The sequence below is a fragment of the Promicromonospora iranensis genome (assembly GCF_028994805.1).
In the GTDB taxonomy this organism is placed as follows: domain Bacteria; phylum Actinomycetota; class Actinomycetes; order Actinomycetales; family Cellulomonadaceae; genus Promicromonospora; species Promicromonospora iranensis.
Map to the genome: position 1 here is coordinate 180,120 of NZ_JAJQQP010000001.1, position 19,081 is coordinate 199,200.

Sequence of the window (19,081 nt, forward strand, 5' to 3'; positions counted from 1 at the left end):
ACAGGTTTCGAAAAGGTGGTAGCGACCGGTATGGCTGAGCTCAGCACTGGAACGGGTGGACGGGCCCCCGTGGCGCCGACACCGACGATCGCCACGATCGCGCGCGAGGTCGGCGTCTCGGTACCGACGGTGTCGAAGGTGCTGAACGGCCGGGCCGACGTCGCCCCCGCCACCCGCGACCGCGTCGAGGCCGCCCTGGAGAAGCACCAGTACCGCCGTCGCCGTCCGGCGACCGCGCCACCGGGCACCGGGCTGATCGATCTGGTGTTCCACCGGCTCGGCTCGGCCTGGTCGATGGAGATCATCCGCGGCGTCGAGCGGGCCGCGGCCGCACACCGCACGAGCGTGATCCTGTCCGAGCTGGGTGGTGAGCACCGGCCGCCGCAGACCTGGCTCGACACGACGATGTCACGGCCACCGCTCGGCGTGCTGCTCGTCGCCGCGAACCTCACCGACGCCCAGCACCAGCAGCTCGACCGGCGCAGCATCCCCTACGTGGTGATCGACACCGACGGCGAGCCCCCTGCCGACGTCGCCTCGGTGGGCTCCGACAACTGGAACGGCGGGCTGCAGGCCACTCGCCACCTGCTGGCACTGGGGCACCGCCGGATCGCGATGATCACCGGGCCGTGGGACATGCTGTGCAGCCGCGCGCGCGTCGACGGGTTCCGCTCGGCACACGACGAGGCCGGCGCCGTCGTCGACCCGGAGCTGGTGCGCGAGGGCAACTTCTACACCGAGGCCGGCTTCGACCGGGGCATGGAGCTGCTGAGCCTGCCGGACCGCCCGACGGCGGTGTTCGCCGGTTCCGACATGCAGGCCCTCGGACTGCTCCGCGCCGCCCACCAGCTCGGCCTGCGCGTGCCGGAGGACCTGTCGGTGGTGGGCTACGACGACCTGCCGCTGGCCTCCTGGGTGGGCCCGCCGCTGACGACCGTGCGGCAGCCGCTCGCCGAGATGGGAGCGGCCGCCACGCAGATCCTGCTCGACATCGCACGGGGGCGGCCACCGAAGGTCAGCCGTCTCAACCTCTCGACCGAGCTGGTGGTCAGGGACTCGACGGCACCACCGAGCTGAGCCCGCGCCGTCGGGTCGCTCAGACCGAGCGCGCGTGCGCCGCGAGCCGGTCGAACGCCGCGTCCAGCTCGGCGTCCACCACCTGCGCCTCGGGGTGGGCGTCGAACCACGACATCTGCTCCGCCGCGCCGACGTCGTAGGTGATGGTGGTGCCGAACTCGGGCACCAGCGCCCGCACCTTCGAGATGTCGAAGACCATCGAGTGCGCCTTGTCCCCCACCAGCCCCGGCCCGATCTCGGGAAGCACCCGGGCGACCGTCTCGGACGCGACGTGCACCAGGTCGGGGTTCGGCACGCCCGCCGCGTCGGCCAGCCAGGTGTAGATCTGGTCCCAGGTGGGGGCGTGCGTCCCGGTGATGTGGAAGGTGTCCCCGACGGCGAGCGGGTGGCCGAGCAGGCCCACGAACCCGACCGCGAAGTCCTCGGTGTGCGTCAGCGTCCACAGCGACGTGCCGTCACCGTGGACGACCACCGGCTTGCCGGCGCGCAGGCGGGCGACGTCGGTCCACCCGCCCGACGTCGGCAGCAGCGTGCGGTCGTACGTGTGCGACGGTCGCACGATCGTCGCGGGGAACCCGTTGTCCCGGTACTCGCGGACCAGCAGGTCCTCGCACGCGATCTTGTCCCGCGAGTACTGCCAGAACGGGTTGCGCAGCGGCGTCGACTCCCGGACGGGCAGCCGCGACGGCGGCGTCTGGTACGCCGACGCCGACGAGATGAACACGTACTGCGCGGTCCGGCCCGCGAACTGCGCGACGTCGCGGGCCACGTGCTCCGGGCTGAACGCCCGGAACTGCGCGACGACGTCGAACTCCCGTGAGCCCAGCGCCTCGGCGACCGCCCCGGCGTCGTTCGCGTCCGCGACAAGGGTCTCGACGTCCGCGGGGAGCGGACGGATCGAGGACCGGCCTCTGTTGAGCACCGTCACCCGGTGCCCGAGCCGTGCGGCCCGGGCCACCGAGGCATGGCTGATGATTCCGCTTCCACCGATGAACAGGATGCTCTTGGACGACATGTCGCCAATCCTCGCACCCCAAGGCCAGGTCAGCGCTGTACGCGGGCACTTCCTCCGCCGGCCAGCTTGGCGACCTCGGCGAGCGTCACCATGGTGGTGTCGCCCGGGGTCGTCATCGCGAGCGCACCGTGGGCGGCGCCGTACTCGACGGCCTCCTGGAGCGAGCCCAGCTCCATGAGCCCGTACGCCAGGCCCGAGGCGAACGAGTCGCCGCCACCGACGCGGTCGAAGATCTCCAGGTCGGCCCGGTGGGTGGCCTCGGCGAAGCCCTCCTTGCGCGACCAGGCGACGGCACCCCAGTCGTTGCGCGACGCCGACCGCACCCCACGCAGCGTCGTCGCGATCACCTGGAAGTTCGGGTACGCCTCGGACGCGGTCTCGATCATGGCCCGGAACGCACCGGTGTCCAGGTCGGTGAGGTTCTCGTCGACGCCCTCGACCTCGAACCCGAGCGAGGCCGTGAAGTCCTCCTCGTTGCCGATCATCACGTCGACGTGCCGGGCCAGACGCCGGTTGACCTCCCGGGCGCGCTCCTCGCCGCCGATGCCCTTCCACAGCGAGGGCCGGTAGTTCAGGTCGTACGACACGATGGTCCCGTGGCGGCGGGCGGCCGCCATCGCGGCCTCGGCGACGTCGGCGCTGCTCTCGGAGAGCGCGGCGAAGATCCCGCCCGTGTGCAGCCAGCGCACGCCCCGGGAGAACAGCGCGTCCCAGTCGACGTCGTCGGGCTTCATCTGCGAGATGGCGGTGTTGCCGCGGTCGCTCACCCCGACGGCGCCGCGCGCCCCGAAGCCGCGCTCCGTGAAGTTGAGGCCGTTGCGCACCTGGCGGCCGATGCCGTCGTACGGAACCCACTGCACGTGCCGGGTATCGAGGCCGCCGGTGAGCATGAAGTCCTCGACCAGCCGGCCGATCTCGTTGTCGGCGAGCGCCGTCACGATCGCGCCGCGCAGACCGAAGCAGCGGCGCAGACCGCGGGCGACGTTGTACTCGCCGCCGCCCTCCCACACGTCGAAGTTGCGGGCGGTGCGCACGCGCCGGTTGCCCGGGTCGAGGCGAAGCATCACCTCGCCGAGGGCGACGACGTCGTACGCGCTCTCGGCGGCGGGGCGGACGGTGAGCGAGGTCATCAGTTCTTCCCTTCCTTGCTGGTCGAGCCGGTCACGATCTGTGCGGCGAGCGCCACGGCGTCGCGCGTGCGGGTGGTGATCTGGTCCCAGTCGCCCGCGGTGACGAGCTGGCGGTCGACCATCCAGGAGCCGCCGACGGCGAGCACGGGCTTCAGCGTCAGGTAGTCGGCGAGGTTGGCGGTGCTGACGCCGCCCGTCGGCACGAACCGCAGGCCCGGGAACGGCGCGGAGAAGGCCTTGATGGCCGCCGGTCCGCCGACGACGGACGCCGGGAACAGCTTGACGACGTCGATCCCGAGGTCGAGTGCGGCCATGATCTCCGACGGCGTGGCTACGCCGGGCAGCACGGGGATGCCGTGCTCCTGGGCGCGCCGCACGACGGCGGCCGACAGCCCCGGGGACACGATGTAGCGGGCGCCGGCGGCGGCGACGTCGTCCACCTGCTGCGCGGTGGTCACGGTGCCCGCGCCCACGACGACGTCGGGATGGTTCTTCGCGACCGCGCGGATGGCGTCGACGCCGCCCGCGAGCCGCAGCGTGATCTCGGCGACGGGCAGGCCGCCCGCGACGAGCGCGTCGGCCAGGCGGGCGCCCTCGTCGGCGCCGTCGACCACGACGACCGGCACGAGCCGGTGGGCGGCGAGGGTCTCGAGGACTGTGCTGTCCGCGGATGACATCGGATCTCCGTTTCGCTATGGTGAACGCCTGTTGTTCACTGCGAAACGCATGCTACGTGAGGGAGCCCCATGGATGCCAGCCCGCTCGGGAGCGTCGACAAGGCGCTGCTGGCGCTCGACACGCTCGCCGGCTTCGGGGCGGGGGGCGCCTCGCTGGCCGCTCTCGCGCAGGCCGTCGGTGTCAGCAAGCCGACCCTGCACCGCACGCTCGCCGCGCTGCGCCACCGGGGGTACGCCGAGCAGACCCCGGACGGCGCCTACCGGCTCGGTCCGGCCGCGCTCGCCCTCGGCAGCTCGTACCTGGCCGAGGAGAACCTGCCCGCGCTGCTGCACCCGGCCCTGACCGCACTGAGCGAGAAGACCGACGAGCTGGTGCACCTCGGTGTGCTCGCCGGGCGTGAGGTGGTCTACCTCGACAAGGTCGAGCCGCAGCGGGCGGTCCGCGTGTGGTCCGCCGTCGGGCGGCGGCGGGCGGCCGCGACGACCGCGCTCGGCCGCGCGCTGCTGTCGGTCCAGGATCTCGACGACGCGGCGCTCGCCCGGTTCGCCGGTGACGAGGCCCGCCTGGGCCGGCTCCGCGAGGCGCTGGCCGAGGCCCGGCTCGCCGGGATCGCCGGCGAGACGGAGGAGAACGAGCCAGGCATCGCCTGCATCGCGATCCCCCTGCTCCGGGCAGGACGGGCCGTCGCGGCGGTCAGCATCACCGCGCCGGTCGAGCGGCTCACCGGCGCGGCGCGTGCCGAGCGGGTGGCGGCGCTCCGCGACGTCCTCTCGGCCCTCCTCCCGGCCGGCCTGACCACCCCGTGAGTGCTGGCTATCTGCGGCTTCCGGGGCCGGAACAGCACAGATAGCCAGCACTCAGTGGGTGGGGTGGCGGTGGAGGGTCAGCGGGCCAGCCAGCCGCCGTCGACCGCGAGGACCTGGCCGTGCACGTAGGCGGCCGCCGCGGACGCGAGGAACACCACCGTGCCGCCGATGTCCTCGGCGGTGCCCCAGCGGCCGGCCGGGATGCGCGTCGAGATCTGCTGGGAGCGCACCGGATCACGCAGCAGCGCTTCGTTCATCTCGGTGTCCATGTACCCGGGCGCGACGGCGTTGACGTTCACGCCCTGTCCGGCCCACTCGTTGCAGAGCGCCTTCGTGAGCTGAGCCACGGCACCCTTGCTCGCCGCGTAGGCCGGGACGGTGATCCCACCCTGGAAGCTGAGCAGCGAGGCCACGTTGACGACCTTGCCGCGCCCGCGCTCGAGCATCGGGCGCCCGAAGAGCTGGCACAGCCGGAACACCGCGCGCAGGTTGACCTGGAGCACCGCGTCCCAGGCGTCGATCGGGAAGTCCACGGCCGCGTGCCGGTCCTGCGTCCCCGCGTTGTTGACGAGGATGTCGACGTCACCGTCCGCGAGCACCTGGGCCGCCGCTTCCTCGACGGACGCCAGGTCGGCCAGGTCGACCGGCACGAACCGCAGCTCGCGGCCACGCGCGGTGGCGTGCTCGGTGAGGTCGGCCCCGGGCCCGGACCGTGCCAGGACCACCACGTCGGCTCCGGCGTCGAGCAGGGACCGCGTGATGCCCGCACCGAGCCCGCGCGCCCCGCCCGTGACGACGGCGGTCGAACCGGCCAGCGAGAACGGCCCCGAGGATGCCCCGGGCGCCGCCGAGGCCTGCAGGTCGCCGGTCATGCCCCGTCCCCCGCCGGGGTGACCAGCACCTTCAGCGCGGCTCCCCCGTCGGCGGCCGCCGCGACCGCCGCCGAGACCTCCGCCAGCGGGAAGACCTGCACGGGCACGCGGTCCAGGCCCAGCGCGTCCGCCGCGACGAGCTCGATCGCGCGCACGACGTCGGCCCGGGTGTAGACGCGCACCCCGCGCACGGACAGCTCCTTGAAGCAGACGGCGCGGAGGTCCACGGGCGCCGGCGCCTTGTGCACGCCGACCACCACCACCGAGCCGAGCACGCGGGTGGCTGCGGTCAGCTCCGGCGTCACGGCCGGGTGCCCGGCCGCGTCGAACGTGATGTCGGCGCCCTCGCCCCCGGTGTGCTCGAGCACCACGTCCGTCAGCGTCCGGTCGCCGGGGACGACGGTGAGGCCGAGGTCCTCGAGGACGCCACGGCGCCAGGCCGACGGCTCGCTCACGATCACGCGAGCCGCGCCCGCGTGCCGGGCCACGAGCGCCGTGAGGACGCCGATCGGCCCACCGCCGGCCACCGCCACGACGTCGCCGGCGCCGACGCGCGCCGTGCTCACCGCGTGCACCGCCACCGCGAGCGGCTCGACCAGGGCGCCCACGCGCGGGTCCACGCCGTCCGGCAGCCGGTGCAGCACCGCCGGGGGCAGGGCCACGTACTCCGCGAGCCCGCCGGGTGCGTCGATGCCGTAGAGCTGCAGGTCACGACAGACGTGGGTGGCGCCATCCCGGCAGGCGCGGCAGTCCCCGCAGGAGATCAGCGGTTCGACGACGACGGTCGTGCCGGCGTCCGGGCCGCCGTGACCAGGCGCGACCACGGTCCCGACGATCTCGTGGCCGGGGACGAGCCCGGCCGCCGCGCGCGGATGAGCACCGTGCACGATGGCCAGGTCGGTGCCGCAGATGCCGTTGTACAGCACCCGCACCAGGGCCCAGCCGGGCGGCACCTGAGGGAGCGGCAGGTCGCGCACGCTCAGGGTGTCCGCCGCGTCCCACACGGCGGCGGTCATGGTGGTCGGGTTGCTCGGCATGTCAGGCTCCGATCGGCTGAGCGGCCAGGGCCAGGTGGGCGGTGCGTCCGCGACCCCAGGCCTCGGGGTTCACCACCTCGCGGGGCGGGCGACCGGCGAGCACGTCGACGACGTTCTGCGCCGTGCGCCGCTTCAGCTCCCGGTAGGACTCCTCCGTGTACCAGGCGAGGTGGGGCGTGAGCACCACGTTGTCGAACCGGGTCAGCGGGTGGTCGGTGGGCAGCGGCTCGACGTCGTGCGTATCGATGGCGGCACCGCCGATCGCGCCCCTGTCGAGCGCCGCGACCAGCGCCTCGGTGTCCACCACCCCGCCGCGCGCCGTGTTCACGACCACCGTCGTCGGGCGCATCAGCGCGAGCTGGTCGGGCCCGATCATGCCGCGGGTGCCGTCGTGCAGGGGCACGTGCACGGACACGACGTCGGCGGTCGCGCACAGCTCCTCGAGCGTCACGGCGGACACACCGCGGTAGTCGGCGCCCGGGGTGGCGAGCACGTCGTAGCCCACGACCTGGTACCCCAGACCCGCGGCCTTGCGGGCCGTGGCCCGCCCGATCCGGCCGAGCCCGACGACGCCGAAGGTGCGCCCGGCGATCTGGTGCAGCGGCCGCACCCTCGGCAGGTCGACCCGGCCGGCACGCACCCCGCGGTCGAGCAGCGGGATGCCCCGCACGACGGCGAGCGCCATGCCTATCGCGTGGTCGGAGACCGCCTCGGTGCCGTAGTCGGGCACGTTGCACACCGCGATGCCGCGCTCGGTGGCGGCCTGGACGTCCACCGAGTCGACGCCGACGCCGTAGCGGCCGATGACGCGCAGGCGGGGCAGGGCGTCCATGAGCGCGGCGTCGATCGTCGCGTACTGGACGAGGATCCCGTCGGCGTCGGCGCAGGCGCCTTCCAGCGCCGTGCGGTCGTGCGCCTGCTCGACGCGGAAGGTCGCCCCGGCCGCCCGTGCGACGTCTTCCTCCTGGAGGAACGCGTCGTGGTCGCACTCGGTGACCACGACCGTCGGGGTGGCTGTCCACCCGGCCGCCGGGGCCGTCGTCGCCGTCACCGGGCCAGCCACCCGCCGTCGACGGGGAGGATCGCGCCGTGCACGTAGTCCGACGCCGGCGCGGCGAGGTAGAGCACCGCGCCTGCGATGTCCTCGGGTGTGGCCCAGCGGCCCGCCGGGATGCGTCCGAGGATCTCGGCGTTGCGGTCCGCGTCGCTCCGGAGGGCGTCGGTGTTGTCGGTGGCGACGTAGCCGGGTGCCACCGCGTTGACGTTGACGCCGCGTCCGGCCCACTCGTTCGCGAGGGCCTTGGTCAGGCCGGCGAGCGCCGACTTCGACGAGGTGTAGCCCGGCACGTTGACGCCGCCCTGGAAGCTCAGCATCGAGGCGGTGTTGACGATCTTGCCGTGGCCGCGGCCGAGCATGGCCCGGCCGACCTCACGGGACAGCGTCCACGCGGACCGCAGGTTCACCTCGATCACGTGGTCGAAGTCGGCGTCCGGGTGCTCGGCCGCCGGAGCCCTGCGGATGGTCCCGCCGTTGTTGACGAGCACGTCCACCTCACGCTCCGCCAGGCGGTCGCACAGCTCGGTGACGGCGGCCCGGTCGGAGAGGTCGGTGGCGATCGGCGTGAAGCTGCGGCCTGCCGCCTCGACGGCCCGGCGGGCGTCGCTGTCGCCGTCCGGCATCGTGGTGCTGACGCCGATGACGTCCGCACCTGCCCGCGCGAGGAGGGTGGCGATGCCCAGCCCGATGCCCTTGCTCGCCCCCGTCACGACGGCGGTGCGGCCGGACAGGCTGAACATCCGGGTCACTGCCGGGTCGATGTCGGGGGCTGTGGTGCTCGTAGTGCTCACGTGTGATGTCTTTCGTCAGGCTCCGGGGCGGTCCCCGGCCGGGCACGTGTGCCCTACCGGTCGCCCCCGAGTGCGTGGGTGATGTCGGCGGCCGCCTTGTTCAGGTCGTCGGCCATCGCGGCGAGCTGTCCCTCCGTGTGCTCGAGCGCGAGCGAGGAGATCGACAGCCCGTAGTTGGAGTGCCCCGTGTGGTCGCGGACGGCGGTGCCGATGCAGACGACGCCCGGCACGTTCTCCTCGCGGTCGAACGCGTAGCCGTCCCTGCGGATGTCGACGAGCTCCGCGCGGAGGTCTTCCAGGGTGGTGAGGCTGCGGGCGGTCCGGCGCGGCAGACCGGCCCGGTTGACGAAGCGCTCGATCGCGTCGTCGTCGAGCCGGGCCAGGATCGCCTTGCCGATCGCCGAGGTGTGCAACGGGATCGCGGCGCCCACGCGGGACGGCATCCGGTACGGCTTGTCGGAGTCGGTGCGGACCACATAGATGATCTCGTCACCGCTCCGCACGCCGACGTGCACCGTGCACTGCACGCGGCGCACCAGGTCGTCGACGTACGGCTGGACGATCGTCGAGATGTCCACCCGGTCGTAGGCGATGCCGGCGAGCGACAAGATCTTGGGACCGGGCACGTGCGCGCCGCCGTCGGCGACCCGGATGAAGTCCCGCTCGACGAGCGTGGTCAGTATCCGGTGGACCGTCGCCTTGGGCAGGTGCACCGCGGCCACGATCTCGCTGAACCGCTCGTGCGTCATCGCCGCCTCGAGCACCATCAGCGTCTTCTCGCTCGCCGTCGTCGCCTCGCTCATCACTGCCTCCTGGTTGTCAACGCATCGTGGACACGTCGAAGCCGTCCATGTCGTCGAAGGCCTGGTTCTCGCCGGCCATGGCCCACACGAAGGAGTATGCGGCGGTGCCGACCCCGGAGTGCACTGACCAGCTGGGTGATATCACCGCCTGCCGGTCGCCGATGACGAGGTGCCGCGTCTCGGTGGGCTCACCCATGATGTGGATGACGCGCGCCTCGGCGGGCAGGTCGAAGTAGAGGTAGCACTCCGTACGCCGGTCGTGGGTGTGCGCCGGCATCGTGTTCCACATGGAACCGGGGTGCAGTGTCGTGACACCCATGACCACCTGGCACGACCGCACGCCGTTCTCGTGGATGTACTGGTTGAGCGTGCGGCGGTTCGAGGTGACGGGGTCGCCCAGCTCTCGCACCGTGCCCTGGCCCGGCGGCACCAGCGTGGTCGGGTACGCGGTGTGCGCCGGCGCGGAGAACAGATAGAACCGCGCGGGCCCTGCCTCCGCCGTCGGGTCGTCGGAGGCGAGCACGACGTCGGCGGCGCCCCTGCCGACGTAGAGGCAGGCGCCGTGGTCCAGCCGGTGCTCGGTCCCGTCCACCGTGATCGTGCCGGGGCCGCCCACGTTGACGATGCCCGCCTCGCGGTGCTCGAAGAACTGCTCCGAGCGGATCTCGGGGTAACCCGGCAGGGTCAGCGGCGCCGACACCGGGCTGATCCCGCCCAGCACGACGCGGTCGTGGTGGGTGTAGACCGTGCGGATCTCGTCGTCGACGAAGAGCTCGGGGACGAGGTAACGGCGACGCAGGTCGTCCGTGGTCATTCCGGGAACCTGGTCAGGTGCGGTGGCGTATCGCTGTTCCAACTGGATGCCTCCTTGGCAGGGTAGAGCGGGCTAGACGAGCCCGAGGACGGTGGGCAGCCACATCGACAGCGCCGGGGTCATCGCGACGACCAGGAGCAGGAGCACCAGTGCGACGAAGAACGGCACGAGCCGGCGGATGACGCTCTCGATCGATATCCCGGAGATCCGGGCACCAACGAAGAGGACCGGCCCCACCGGCGGTGTGATCGTGCCGATCGACAGGGCCATCACCATGAAGATGCCGAAGTGGACGGGGTCCATCCCGAAGGCCGTGACGACGGGAAGGAAGATGGGCGCGAAGATCAGCACGGCCGGCGTCGGGTCCATGAAGCAGCCGATGGCCAGCAGCAGCACGACGATCAGGATGATCAGCACGTACGGGTTGGTCGTCACGGACAGCAGGGCGTCCGTGACCAGCTGCGGGATCTGCGCGAACGACATGACCCACGACATCACCGCGGACACACCGACCAGGAACATCACGATCGACGTGGTGCGCGTCGACTCGAGCAGGATGCCGTACAGGTCGCGGACCTTGACCGTCCGGTAGACGAACGCCAGCACCAGCGAGTAGACGACCGCGATGCAGGACGCCTCGGTCGGGGTGAAGAACCCGAGCAGGATGCCGCCGATCACGATCACGATCAGCATCAGCGCAGGGAGCGCTTCGAGGGCGACACGGAGCGCCGCCGCGAACGACAGCCGCTCGGTGACACGCAGCTCGGGCCGCTTGCGGGCGTACAGGTAGACGATCACCATGCACACTGCCGCCCAGAGCACGCCCGGCACGTAGCCGGCCATGAAGAGCGCCGCGATCGACGTGCTCGACACCAGCGAGTACACGATCATCAGGTTGCTCGGCGGGATGATCATCCCCGCGGGCGCCGACGCGATGTTCGTGGCGGCGGAGAAGTCCCTCGGGTACCCCTCCTTGGCCTGGAGCGGGCCCATCGTGGACCCGACGGCGGCGACGGACGCCACCGCGGAGCCGGAGACCGCGCCGAACATCGCGTTCGCCGCGACGTTGGTCTGCGCGAGCGACCCGGGGGCACGCCCGACCAGCATCTTGGCGAAGTTGACGAGCCGCAGCGCGATCCCGCCGTTGTTCATGATCACACCGGCGAGCACGAAGAACGGGATCGCGAGCAGCGAGAAGTTGTTGATACCGCGGAACATCTGCTGCGCGGACGTCAGCAGACCGTTCTCGAAACCCAGGGCCGTGATCGCCGCGGCCGCGGCGGACGTGCCGACAGCCACGGAGACCGGGACCCCCAGCACGAGGAGCACGACGATCCCCACCACCAGGACGAGCCCGGCGAGAGCAGCCACCTCCATGTGTACGACCTCCTCAGATGGCGTCCGGCTCGCCGTCGGTGGTGGCGTTCTCCACGCCCCGCACGACGGCTACCAGGTGGTAGGCGGTGTAGAAGAGCACCAGGGCACCCGACAGCGGGAGCGCCAGGTAGAGCCAGCCGACGTTCAGCGGCAGGCCGGGCAGGTTCTGGTTCCAGGCGAGCTCGGAGACCTGCCACCCGCCGTAGACCAGCACGAGGGCGGCGAAGGCCCCGATCACCACCTGGCCCAGCACGGCGTTCCAGCGCTGCCACCGCTGCGGCAGCTTGCGGACGACCGCGTCGATGGCGATGTGCCCCCGCTCACCGAAGACGAGCGCCGCGCCGAAGAGGCCGAGCCAGATGAAGATGTACTTGGCGAGCTCCTCGGACCAGGTGCTCGGCGCGGACAGAACCTGCCGGGTGAAGACCTGCCACACCACGACCAGCACCAGCGCCGCGAACAGCCCGACGCAGAACCACTTCAGCGCGGCGTCGAGACCCTGCTTGAGGTGTGTCATCGCTTCCGAGCCTCAGGGCCGGGTCACTTGGCGGCCGCACGGACGCTGTCGTACAGGTCCTTGGCGGTGTCGGTGGTCAGCGACTCGTCCAGGAGCGGCTCGACGGCCGTCCGGAACGGCTCGATGTCCGGCTCGTTGAACTGGGCGCCCGCCTCCTCCGCGGCTGCCTGGCTCTCCGTCATGACCTTCGTCGTCAGCTCGCTGGACTCCTCGTACGCCACCTCGAGCTCCTCGAGGAAGACGGCGCGGTCCTCCTCGGACATGGCGTCGAAGACCGCGGGGCTCGTGATGAGGTAGTCCGGGATCATGAGGTGCTTGGTGTACGAGTAGTACGGCGCCACCTCGGCGTGCTTGAGGTTCGCGTAGATCGACTCGTTGTTCTCGCCGCCGTCGAGCACGCCGGACTGGATGGCCGTGTAGACCTCGCCCTGGCCCATCGGCGTCCCCGTACCGCCCATGAGGTCGAGCATCCGGGTGTTGGTGTCCGACTCCATGACCCGGATCTTCAGGCCGTCGAGGTCCTCGGGCGCCTCGATCGGGTGCGAGGAGTTGTAGACGCTGCGGACCCCGGCGGAGAAGCCGCCGAGCACTCGCAGGTTCTGGTCCTCGATCGAGGTGAACAGGTCGCCCGTGATCTCCGGGTCGTTGAGCACCGCTTCCTGGTGCTCCTGGGAGTCGTACACGTAGGGCAGGTTCAGCGCGACGAAGTCAGGGTTGAAGTTCTCCAGCAGCGAGCCGGCCACGAGCGCGAAGTCGACGGTCCCGGACTGGACGAGCTCGACCGTGTCCTTCTGCGCGCCGAGCGTCTCGTTCGGGAACACCTCGAGCGTGTAGCGGCCGTCGGTCCGCTCCGCGAGGCGCTCACCCAGGTTGGTCATGGCGACCGCCTCGGGCTGGTCCGCGTTCTGGTTGAAGGCGACCTTGAAGACCGTCTCCGCCTCCGGGGCGCCTGCGCCGCCGGTGGCGTCGGTGCCACCCTCGGCGGGGGCCTCGAAGCCACCGCCACAGGCCGTGAGCGTCACAGCCACGAGCGCCGCCGTGCCGGCGACAACCATCTTCTTGAGCCTCATCGCTTCTCCTTCTGCTCAACGTCGAGCGGGACATTCCATCGGTACGTTGGTCCGCCTAGCGGAACTGAGTTCTGTCGTACGGAACCATCTTGAGCCGGAACATGTCAAACTCGGCCGCTCGGGCGAGGCTGCTCGTCGTGCCGCAACGCACGAAGGCCCGGCCACCCCTCTCGGGGTGACCGGGCCTTCGTGGTCCGGAGTACTACCGGGTGATCAGGCTCCGCCGGCAGCCATCTGGCCTGACGGCGGCAGGTCCCGCGGCACCAGTCCGGCGCCCGCGGGCACCGACTGCGGCTCGGCCGGGGTCGGACGACGACGCTCGTCGCGCTCCACACCGCGGAACGTGAACTCGCCGAGGATGCCCTCTCCCTCGCCGTCGACGATCACCAGCTGACCAGCCGTGAGCTCGCCGAACAGGATCTTCTCGGACAGCGAGTCCTCGATCTCCCGCTGGATCGCCCGCTTGAGCGGCCGCGCACCGAGGACCGGGTCGTAACCCTTCTCGGCCAGCAGGTGCTTGGCGGCGGGCGTGAGCTCGAGGCCCATGTCCCGGTCGCGCATACGGCGGTCGAGCTTCGCGATCTCCAGGTCGACGATCTGGATGATCTCGTCCTGCGAGAGCTGCGGGAACACGACCGTGTCGTCGACGCGGTTGAGGAACTCCGGCCGGAAGTGCTGCTTGAGCTCCTCGTTGACCTTCGCCTTCATGCGCTCGTAGGAGGTCACCAGGTCGCCACCGGAGTTGAAGCCGGTCTGGACGCCCTTGGCGATGTCCCGCGTGCCCAGGTTGGTGGTCATGATGATCACGGTGTTCTTGAAGTCGACCACTCGACCCTGCGAGTCCGTGAGCCGCCCGTCCTCGAGCACCTGGAGCAGCGAGTTGAAGATGTCGGCGTGCGCCTTCTCCACCTCGTCGAACAGGACCACGGAGAACGGCTTGCGACGGACCTTCTCGGTGAGCTGGCCACCCTCGTCGTAGCCGACGTATCCGGGCGGGGAGCCGAACAGTCGCGAGACCGTGTGCTTCTCCGAGAACTCGGACATGTCGAGCTGGATGAGGGCGTCCTCGTCGCCGAACAGGAACTCCGCGAGGGCCTTGGCGAGCTCGGTCTTACCGACACCCGTGGGGCCGGCGAAGATGAACGAGCCACCGGGGCGCTTCGGGTCCTTGAGACCGGCACGCGTACGGCGGATGGCCTGCGAGAGCGCCTTGATCGCCGTCTCCTGGCCGACGACCCGCTTGTGCAGCTCGTCCTCCATGTGGAGCAGCCTGCTGGACTCCTCCTCGGTGAGCTTGACGACCGGGATGCCCGTGGACATCGCCAGCACCTCGGCGATCAGCTCGTCGTCGACCTCTGCGACCGTGTCGAGATCGCCCGACTTCCAGGCCTTCTCCTTGTCCGCACGGAGCTGCGTGAGCTGCTTCTCCTTGTCACGCAGGCCGGCGGCCTTCTCGAAGTCCTGCTCGTCGATGGCCGACTCCTTCTCGCGGCGCGCCTCGGCGATGTTCTCGTCGAGCTCCTTGAGCTCCGGCGGTGCCGTCATGCGACGGATGCGGAGGCGTGCGCCAGCCTCGTCGATCAGGTCGATCGCCTTGTCCGGCAGGAACCGGTCGTTGATGTACCGGTCGGCGAGCGTGGCCGCGGAGACCAGCGCGGAGTCCGTGATGGACACGCGGTGGTGCGCCTCGTAGCGGTCGCGCAGCCCCTTGAGGATCTCGATGGCGTGCTCGAGCGACGGCTCGGACACCTGGATCGGCTGGAAGCGACGCTCCAGGGCCGGGTCCTTCTCGACGTACTTGCGGTACTCGTCGAGCGTGGTGGCACCGATGGTCTGCAGCTCACCGCGAGCCAGCATGGGCTTCAGGATGGAGGCGGCGTCGATCGCGCCCTCGGCGGCACCCGCACCCACCAGGGTGTGGATCTCGTCGATGAACAGGATGATGTCGCCGCGCGTGCGGATCTCCTTGAGCACCTTCTTGAGGCGCTCCTCGAAGTCACCGCGGTACCGCGAACCGGCGACCAGGGCGCCGAGGTCCAGCGTGTACAGCTGCTTGTCCTTGAGCGTCTCCGGGACATCGCCCTTGACGATGTCCTGCGCCAGGCCCTCGACCACCGCGGTCTTGCCGACGCCGGGCTCACCGATCAGCACCGGGTTGTTCTTGGTGCGGCGGGACAGGACCTGCATGACCCGCTCGATCTCCTGCGTACGACCGATGACCGGGTCCAGCTTGCCCTCGCGCGCGGCCTGGGTGAGGTTGCGGCCGAACTGGTCGAGCACTGCCGAGCCCGCGGGCTGGCCCTCCTGGGGACCGCCTGCGGAGACCGGCTCCTTACCCTGGTAGCCGCTCAGCAGCTGGATGACCTGCTGGCGCACCTTGTTCAGGTCGGCACCCATCTTGGTGAGCACCTGTGCTGCGACGCCCTCACCCTCGCGGATGAGACCGAGCAGGATGTGCTCCGTGCCGATGTAGTTGTGGCCGAGCTGCAGCGCTTCGCGGAGCGACAGCTCAAGCACCTTCTTGGCGCGCGGCGTGAACGGGATGTGCCCGCTCGGCGCCTGCTGCCCCTCACCGATGATCTCGGTGACCTGGGTGCGGACGCCGTCCAGCGAGATCCCGAGCGACTCGAGCGCCTTGGCGGCTACGCCCTCACCCTCGTGGATGAGGCCGAGCAGAATGTGCTCCGTGCCGATGTAGTTGTGGTTCAACATCCGCGCCTCTTCTTGGGCGAGGACGACGACCCGACGGGCGCGATCCGTAAATCTCTCGAACATGTGCTGCTCCCTCACGAGCGGCGTACACCTGCACCGGCGGTACCAGGCCTGACCGCAACGACTCTATGCGGTCACAACGTGCCCATGGGCCGGTTGATGCCCATGTTCGCCAGGGGCGTGACGATGTCCGTCCCTGGTCCGTCCCTGGTCCGTCCCTGGAGAGGCGCCGAGCACCCCGTTGCGTGACGACACGCCCGGGTGCAGGCTCTGGGTGGCGAGTCCCGGCTGATTCCGGGCCGATTCCGGTGGAGGTCGTTGACGCCTTCCGCCGCACCCGGCAGTCTCGTGTCGAACCCGAACCCACCCCGGGGAGGCCACATGGCGGACGAACCGAGCCCGACCCCCGAGTCCTGGGAACAGATCGTCGCGCGCTTCGCGCGTTTCTCCGGTGTCGTCGGCGAGGTCGACGACCCCCTGACCTGGGGACTCGACCTGGTCGAGGAGGAGGTCACCGGGATCGCCGACAGCACGGACCCCACCGAGGAGCGCTTCCTGCGCTCCTACCGCACGTTCTCCGGCGAGACCGTCGAGGTCGAGACGCTCCGCGTCCCCGCGACGCCGGCACAGATCGAGGACATCGTCCGCGCCGCCTGCAGCGGCGCGCTCGTCGCACCGCTGCACGCCGACGTCGACCCGTCGGCGCCGCCGGAGATCGCCGACGTGGCCGACCTGGCCGAGTCCTACCAGGACTACCGCAGCGCCATGCGGGCCATCGTGGCCGAGGTCGACGACGTCCCGTGCGAGACACGGCAGTTCCGGGTCGACGGCACGGGCAAGCGCTGCATGCGCGTCACCGTGCGCAACGTGACCGCCGTCTACTCCCCGGCCGCCGACCGTGCGGTCGTCGTGACCGGCCCCGCCGACCTCGTGGACCGGGTGGACGTGGTCACCCGCCCCATCCGCAACCTCCTCCACGGCGAGGAAGGCCCGCGCTTCTAACCCGCTCCTCATCCTCGGCAGCACGCCGCACGGCGGTACGATCGCCGCTGTGATACGTGCCACCGCCTCTGACACGACGCCGCAGCCGACGGTGCGTGCTGCCCCGGCACGACGTCGCGCCCTGCTGGTGCTGCTCCTGCTGACGGTGCTCGCCCTGGGAAGCAGCACCGTCGCCGGGCAGCGCGCCACCGCCGCCGAGCGCTCGAACGACAACATCTGGGTGAACGTCGACGGCGTCGCCTTCGAGCGGGGCAGGGAGAGCGACGAGGTCGCCTACGTCGTCCGGCCGCCGGGGGAACGCAGGGGCGGCAGGGCCTTCTCCCGCGAGCTCACCCGGGAGGAGCAGGACCACGGCTGGGCCGCGTTCTGGGAGGCGCGGCAGGCCTACCCCGACGGGTACTGCGTGGTGTGGGTGGAGGTCGAGGACGCGAGCAGCTGGCACGAGTCGAGGAACAACACCGCGTGCTGGGGCAACCCCCAGCAGGCTCCGACGTCGACACCCACCCCGACCCCCACCCCGTCCGAGACCGACAAGCCCACACAGGGGCGGGCCCCGGCCGCGCCGAAGCCGGCACGCCCGCAGCCCCCCGCCGAGTCGCCGACGCCCTCGTCGACCCCGACGCCGACCGCGACGCCCACGCCGACCCCGACGCCCACGCCCAGCGCGAGCCCGTCACCGTCACCGTCGCCGTCCGTCTCGAGCACGCCGAGCCCTTCGCCATCCCACACGTCCCCCCAGGCGGCGCTCCTGCAGAACCTCCGTGAGCAGCAGAAGCCCCAGACCCAGGCGGTCGCCGTCCAGCAGGACGAGATCATCTCGCCGCTCGGCTGGGTGGCAGTGCTGGGCAGCGGTGCGCTGCTCACCGCCGGCGGGGTGCTGCTGCTGTGGCGTCGCCTGCTGATCTGAACCTGCCGACCTGAACCGGCCGACCTGAACCGGCCCAGGGCAGACTGGGGTACGTGAGCACTCCCGCTGGTCTCCTCCTGACACCTGGCGCAGGCGCGAACCGGGACAGCCCGGCGCTCGTCGCGGTGGAGCAGGCCCTGACCGACGCCGAACCGCCCCTCCCCGTACGCCGGGCCGACTTCCCGTACCGCCTGGAGGGCCGGCGGATGCCGGACCGCGCGCCGGTCGCCGTCGCGCACCTGCGGGCGGAGGCCGCCGCGTGGGCGGACGAGCTCGGTGTCGCGACCGACCGGCTGCTCCTCGGCGGACGGTCGTACGGCGGACGGATGTGCTCGATGGCCGTGGCGGAGGGCCTGCCCGCGGCAGGCCTGGTACTGCTCAGCTACCCGCTGCACCCACCGGGGCGGCCCGAGAAGCTCCGCGTGGAGCACTTCGGGCAGATCACGGTCCCCACGCTGTTCGTGTCCGGCGACAAAGACCAGTTCGGCACCCCCGACGAGCTCGCGGAGCACGTGGCCACGATCCCGGGGCCCGTCACGACGGTGACGCTGTCCGGCGCGCACGACATGCGCGGCGCCGCCCGGCAGCAGGAGGTCGCGGACGCCGTGGCGAGCTGGGTCGCCTCGCTGTGAGCACAACCCACGCCGGACGAGCGGGTCAGCGGCCGCCGGCCGGCTTCTCGGGATACTCCGGCGGCGTCTTGTCGAGCTCGATGGCGATCTCGCGACGCTCCGCGACGATGTGCGGACGTTCCTCGTCCCGCTGCTCCAGCGCGTCCGCCTGCAGGTCCTCGCTCAGGTGGTCCCAGTAGAGGGTGCCGTCGAGATGCTGCGACTCGTGGATGAGGCAACGCGCCAGGTACCCGGTGCCCGACAGCTGCACCGGCCCGCCGTGCTGGTCCACACCGCGTACCGTCGCCCGGCCGGGGCGTTCCAGCGGCTCGTACGCGCCGGGGACCGAGAGGCAGCCCTCCTCCTCGGTCTCGGGCTCGGCCTCGAGGTCCATCTCGAGCACCGGGTTCACCACGTGGCCCACGTGCCGGTCCCCCGTCGAGTCGGTGAGGTCGTACACGAACACCCGCAGGTCCACACCGATCTGGGGCGCCGCGAGACCCACACCCTGGGCCGACTCCATGGTGGCGAACAGGTCGTCGACCAGCCGGGCGAGCTCCGGGGTCGAGAACGTGTCGACCGTCCGGGCCGGGGTGTGCAGCACCGGCTCGCCGATCTCGGTGATGCGCAGCACGCGGCCGCGGTGCACCTCGGGCGCTGTCGCGGGGTATTCCTCGACCGGTTCGCCGAGCAGGTAGGTGACGGGCTTGCGCCGTCGGGCGCGGGTCCATGCCATGGCACAGAGGGTACCTTCGACGCATGCAGTCCACGCCGATCCGCGACGCCGCGCACCTGAGCGGCCCGT

19 protein-coding genes are annotated in these 19,081 nt (G+C 71.3%); 5 read left to right on the plus strand and 14 right to left on the minus strand.

The window, feature by feature from the left end:
* Positions 1-30: 30 nt before the first annotated feature.
* Positions 31-1,077 carry a LacI family DNA-binding transcriptional regulator gene (locus tag LUM46_RS00750; protein WP_274991650.1) on the plus strand — a complete coding sequence of 349 codons (1,047 nt, stop codon included), beginning with the start codon at positions 31-33 and terminating at the stop codon, positions 1,075-1,077.
* Positions 1,078-1,096: 19 nt separating this feature from the next.
* Here LUM46_RS00750 and LUM46_RS00755 read toward each other — a convergent pair whose 3' ends face one another.
* The 3 genes from LUM46_RS00755 to eda are packed head-to-tail and all read right to left on the minus strand — an operon-like array spanning position 1,097 to position 3,899.
* Positions 1,097-2,092, minus strand: coding sequence for an NAD-dependent epimerase/dehydratase family protein (locus tag LUM46_RS00755; RefSeq protein ID WP_274991651.1), 996 nt, complete (start codon positions 2,090-2,092; stop codon positions 1,097-1,099).
* 29 nt (positions 2,093-2,121) lie between these two features.
* Positions 2,122-3,222, minus strand: coding sequence for a sugar kinase (locus LUM46_RS00760; protein WP_274991653.1), 1,101 nt, complete (start codon positions 3,220-3,222; stop codon positions 2,122-2,124).
* On the minus strand, positions 3,222-3,899 hold the full coding sequence (gene eda, locus LUM46_RS00765; RefSeq protein WP_274991655.1) for a bifunctional 4-hydroxy-2-oxoglutarate aldolase/2-dehydro-3-deoxy-phosphogluconate aldolase: 678 nt from the start codon (positions 3,897-3,899) through the stop codon (positions 3,222-3,224). The genes LUM46_RS00760 and eda overlap by 1 nt, the downstream gene beginning before the upstream one ends.
* Before the next feature lie 69 nt (positions 3,900-3,968).
* Between eda and LUM46_RS00770 the strand changes: the two genes are divergently transcribed.
* A complete protein-coding gene (locus LUM46_RS00770) occupies positions 3,969-4,706 on the plus strand; it encodes an IclR family transcriptional regulator (RefSeq protein ID WP_274991656.1) in 738 nt (245 codons plus the stop codon).
* 77 nt (positions 4,707-4,783) lie between these two features.
* On the opposite strand, the gene LUM46_RS00775 is transcribed toward LUM46_RS00770, so the two are convergent.
* From LUM46_RS00775 to LUM46_RS00820, 10 genes are all read right to left on the minus strand, one after another.
* Positions 4,784-5,578, minus strand: a complete 795-nt coding sequence (locus tag LUM46_RS00775; RefSeq protein ID WP_274991657.1) for an SDR family oxidoreductase — start codon at positions 5,576-5,578, stop codon at positions 4,784-4,786.
* Positions 5,575-6,615 (minus strand): zinc-dependent alcohol dehydrogenase, encoded by a 1,041-nt coding sequence (locus tag LUM46_RS00780; RefSeq protein ID WP_274991658.1) that lies wholly within the window; start codon positions 6,613-6,615, stop codon positions 5,575-5,577. The genes LUM46_RS00775 and LUM46_RS00780 overlap by 4 nt, the downstream gene beginning before the upstream one ends.
* Before the next feature lies 1 nt (position 6,616).
* Positions 6,617-7,666, minus strand: coding sequence for a C-terminal binding protein (locus LUM46_RS00785; protein WP_274991659.1), 1,050 nt, complete (start codon positions 7,664-7,666; stop codon positions 6,617-6,619).
* Positions 7,663-8,412 (minus strand): SDR family oxidoreductase, encoded by a 750-nt coding sequence (locus LUM46_RS00790; RefSeq protein ID WP_274992052.1) that lies wholly within the window; start codon positions 8,410-8,412, stop codon positions 7,663-7,665. Before LUM46_RS00790 ends, LUM46_RS00785 begins: the two co-directional genes overlap by 4 nt.
* Positions 8,413-8,516: 104 nt before the next feature.
* Positions 8,517-9,266 carry an IclR family transcriptional regulator gene (locus tag LUM46_RS00795; RefSeq protein WP_274991660.1) on the minus strand — a complete coding sequence of 250 codons (750 nt, stop codon included), beginning with the start codon at positions 9,264-9,266 and terminating at the stop codon, positions 8,517-8,519.
* A 16-nt stretch (positions 9,267-9,282) separates the two neighbouring features.
* The gene (gene kduI, locus LUM46_RS00800) at positions 9,283-10,122 is read right to left on the minus strand and encodes a 5-dehydro-4-deoxy-D-glucuronate isomerase (RefSeq protein WP_274991661.1); all 840 of its coding nucleotides are present in this window, start codon (positions 10,120-10,122) and stop codon (positions 9,283-9,285) included.
* A gap of 30 nt (positions 10,123-10,152) precedes the next feature.
* Positions 10,153-11,457: a TRAP transporter large permease gene (locus LUM46_RS00805; protein ID WP_274991662.1), complete on the minus strand. Its 1,305-nt coding sequence runs from the start codon at positions 11,455-11,457 to the stop codon at positions 10,153-10,155.
* A gap of 13 nt (positions 11,458-11,470) precedes the next feature.
* Positions 11,471-11,974: a TRAP transporter small permease gene (locus LUM46_RS00810; RefSeq protein ID WP_274991663.1), complete on the minus strand. Its 504-nt coding sequence runs from the start codon at positions 11,972-11,974 to the stop codon at positions 11,471-11,473.
* A 23-nt stretch (positions 11,975-11,997) separates the two neighbouring features.
* Positions 11,998-13,044 (minus strand): TRAP transporter substrate-binding protein, encoded by a 1,047-nt coding sequence (locus tag LUM46_RS00815; protein ID WP_274991664.1) that lies wholly within the window; start codon positions 13,042-13,044, stop codon positions 11,998-12,000.
* 213 nt (positions 13,045-13,257) lie between these two features.
* Positions 13,258-15,819, minus strand: a complete 2,562-nt coding sequence (locus LUM46_RS00820; RefSeq protein WP_274991666.1) for an ATP-dependent Clp protease ATP-binding subunit — start codon at positions 15,817-15,819, stop codon at positions 13,258-13,260.
* A gap of 318 nt (positions 15,820-16,137) precedes the next feature.
* On the opposite strand from LUM46_RS00820, the gene LUM46_RS00825 reads away from it, so the two are divergent.
* From LUM46_RS00825 to LUM46_RS00835, 3 genes are read left to right on the plus strand one after another with little or no spacing between them, the layout of a single operon-like run.
* A complete protein-coding gene (locus LUM46_RS00825) occupies positions 16,138-16,758 on the plus strand; it encodes a hypothetical protein (RefSeq protein WP_274991667.1) in 621 nt (206 codons plus the stop codon).
* Positions 16,759-16,807: 49 nt separating this feature from the next.
* A complete protein-coding gene (locus tag LUM46_RS00830) occupies positions 16,808-17,665 on the plus strand; it encodes a hypothetical protein (RefSeq protein ID WP_274991668.1) in 858 nt (285 codons plus the stop codon).
* 53 nt (positions 17,666-17,718) lie between these two features.
* Positions 17,719-18,297, plus strand: coding sequence for an alpha/beta hydrolase family protein (locus LUM46_RS00835; protein WP_274991669.1), 579 nt, complete (start codon positions 17,719-17,721; stop codon positions 18,295-18,297).
* Between the two features lie 25 nt (positions 18,298-18,322).
* On the opposite strand, the gene def is transcribed toward LUM46_RS00835, so the two are convergent.
* Complete coding sequence (def, locus tag LUM46_RS00840) at positions 18,323-19,012, minus strand: peptide deformylase (protein ID WP_274991670.1); 690 nt, start codon at positions 19,010-19,012, stop codon at positions 18,323-18,325.
* Positions 19,013-19,081: the final 69 nt, after the last annotated feature.

What these genes read in the sequence shown, in the direction of transcription:
- LUM46_RS00815 (WP_274991664.1), bottom strand. Translation starts at nt 13,044, where the DNA reads ATGAGGCTCAAGAAGATGGTTGTCGCCGGCACGGCGGCGCTCGTGGCT.
- LUM46_RS00780 (WP_274991658.1), bottom strand. Translation starts at nt 6,615, where the DNA reads ATGCCGAGCAACCCGACCACCATGACCGCCGCCGTGTGGGACGCGGCG.
- LUM46_RS00755 (WP_274991651.1), bottom strand. Translation starts at nt 2,092, where the DNA reads ATGTCGTCCAAGAGCATCCTGTTCATCGGTGGAAGCGGAATCATCAGC.
- eda (WP_274991655.1), bottom strand. Translation starts at nt 3,899, where the DNA reads ATGTCATCCGCGGACAGCACAGTCCTCGAGACCCTCGCCGCCCACCGG.
- LUM46_RS00760 (WP_274991653.1), bottom strand. Translation starts at nt 3,222, where the DNA reads ATGACCTCGCTCACCGTCCGCCCCGCCGCCGAGAGCGCGTACGACGTC.
- LUM46_RS00750 (WP_274991650.1), top strand. Translation starts at nt 31, where the DNA reads ATGGCTGAGCTCAGCACTGGAACGGGTGGACGGGCCCCCGTGGCGCCG.
- LUM46_RS00770 (WP_274991656.1), top strand. Translation starts at nt 3,969, where the DNA reads ATGGATGCCAGCCCGCTCGGGAGCGTCGACAAGGCGCTGCTGGCGCTC.
- LUM46_RS00795 (WP_274991660.1), bottom strand. Translation starts at nt 9,266, where the DNA reads ATGAGCGAGGCGACGACGGCGAGCGAGAAGACGCTGATGGTGCTCGAG.
- LUM46_RS00810 (WP_274991663.1), bottom strand. Translation starts at nt 11,974, where the DNA reads ATGACACACCTCAAGCAGGGTCTCGACGCCGCGCTGAAGTGGTTCTGC.
- LUM46_RS00775 (WP_274991657.1), bottom strand. Translation starts at nt 5,578, where the DNA reads ATGACCGGCGACCTGCAGGCCTCGGCGGCGCCCGGGGCATCCTCGGGG.
- LUM46_RS00790 (WP_274992052.1), bottom strand. Translation starts at nt 8,412, where the DNA reads ATGTTCAGCCTGTCCGGCCGCACCGCCGTCGTGACGGGGGCGAGCAAG.
- LUM46_RS00825 (WP_274991667.1), top strand. Translation starts at nt 16,138, where the DNA reads ATGGCGGACGAACCGAGCCCGACCCCCGAGTCCTGGGAACAGATCGTC.
- LUM46_RS00805 (WP_274991662.1), bottom strand. Translation starts at nt 11,457, where the DNA reads ATGGAGGTGGCTGCTCTCGCCGGGCTCGTCCTGGTGGTGGGGATCGTC.
- LUM46_RS00820 (WP_274991666.1), bottom strand. Translation starts at nt 15,819, where the DNA reads ATGTTCGAGAGATTTACGGATCGCGCCCGTCGGGTCGTCGTCCTCGCC.
- def (WP_274991670.1), bottom strand. Translation starts at nt 19,012, where the DNA reads ATGGCATGGACCCGCGCCCGACGGCGCAAGCCCGTCACCTACCTGCTC.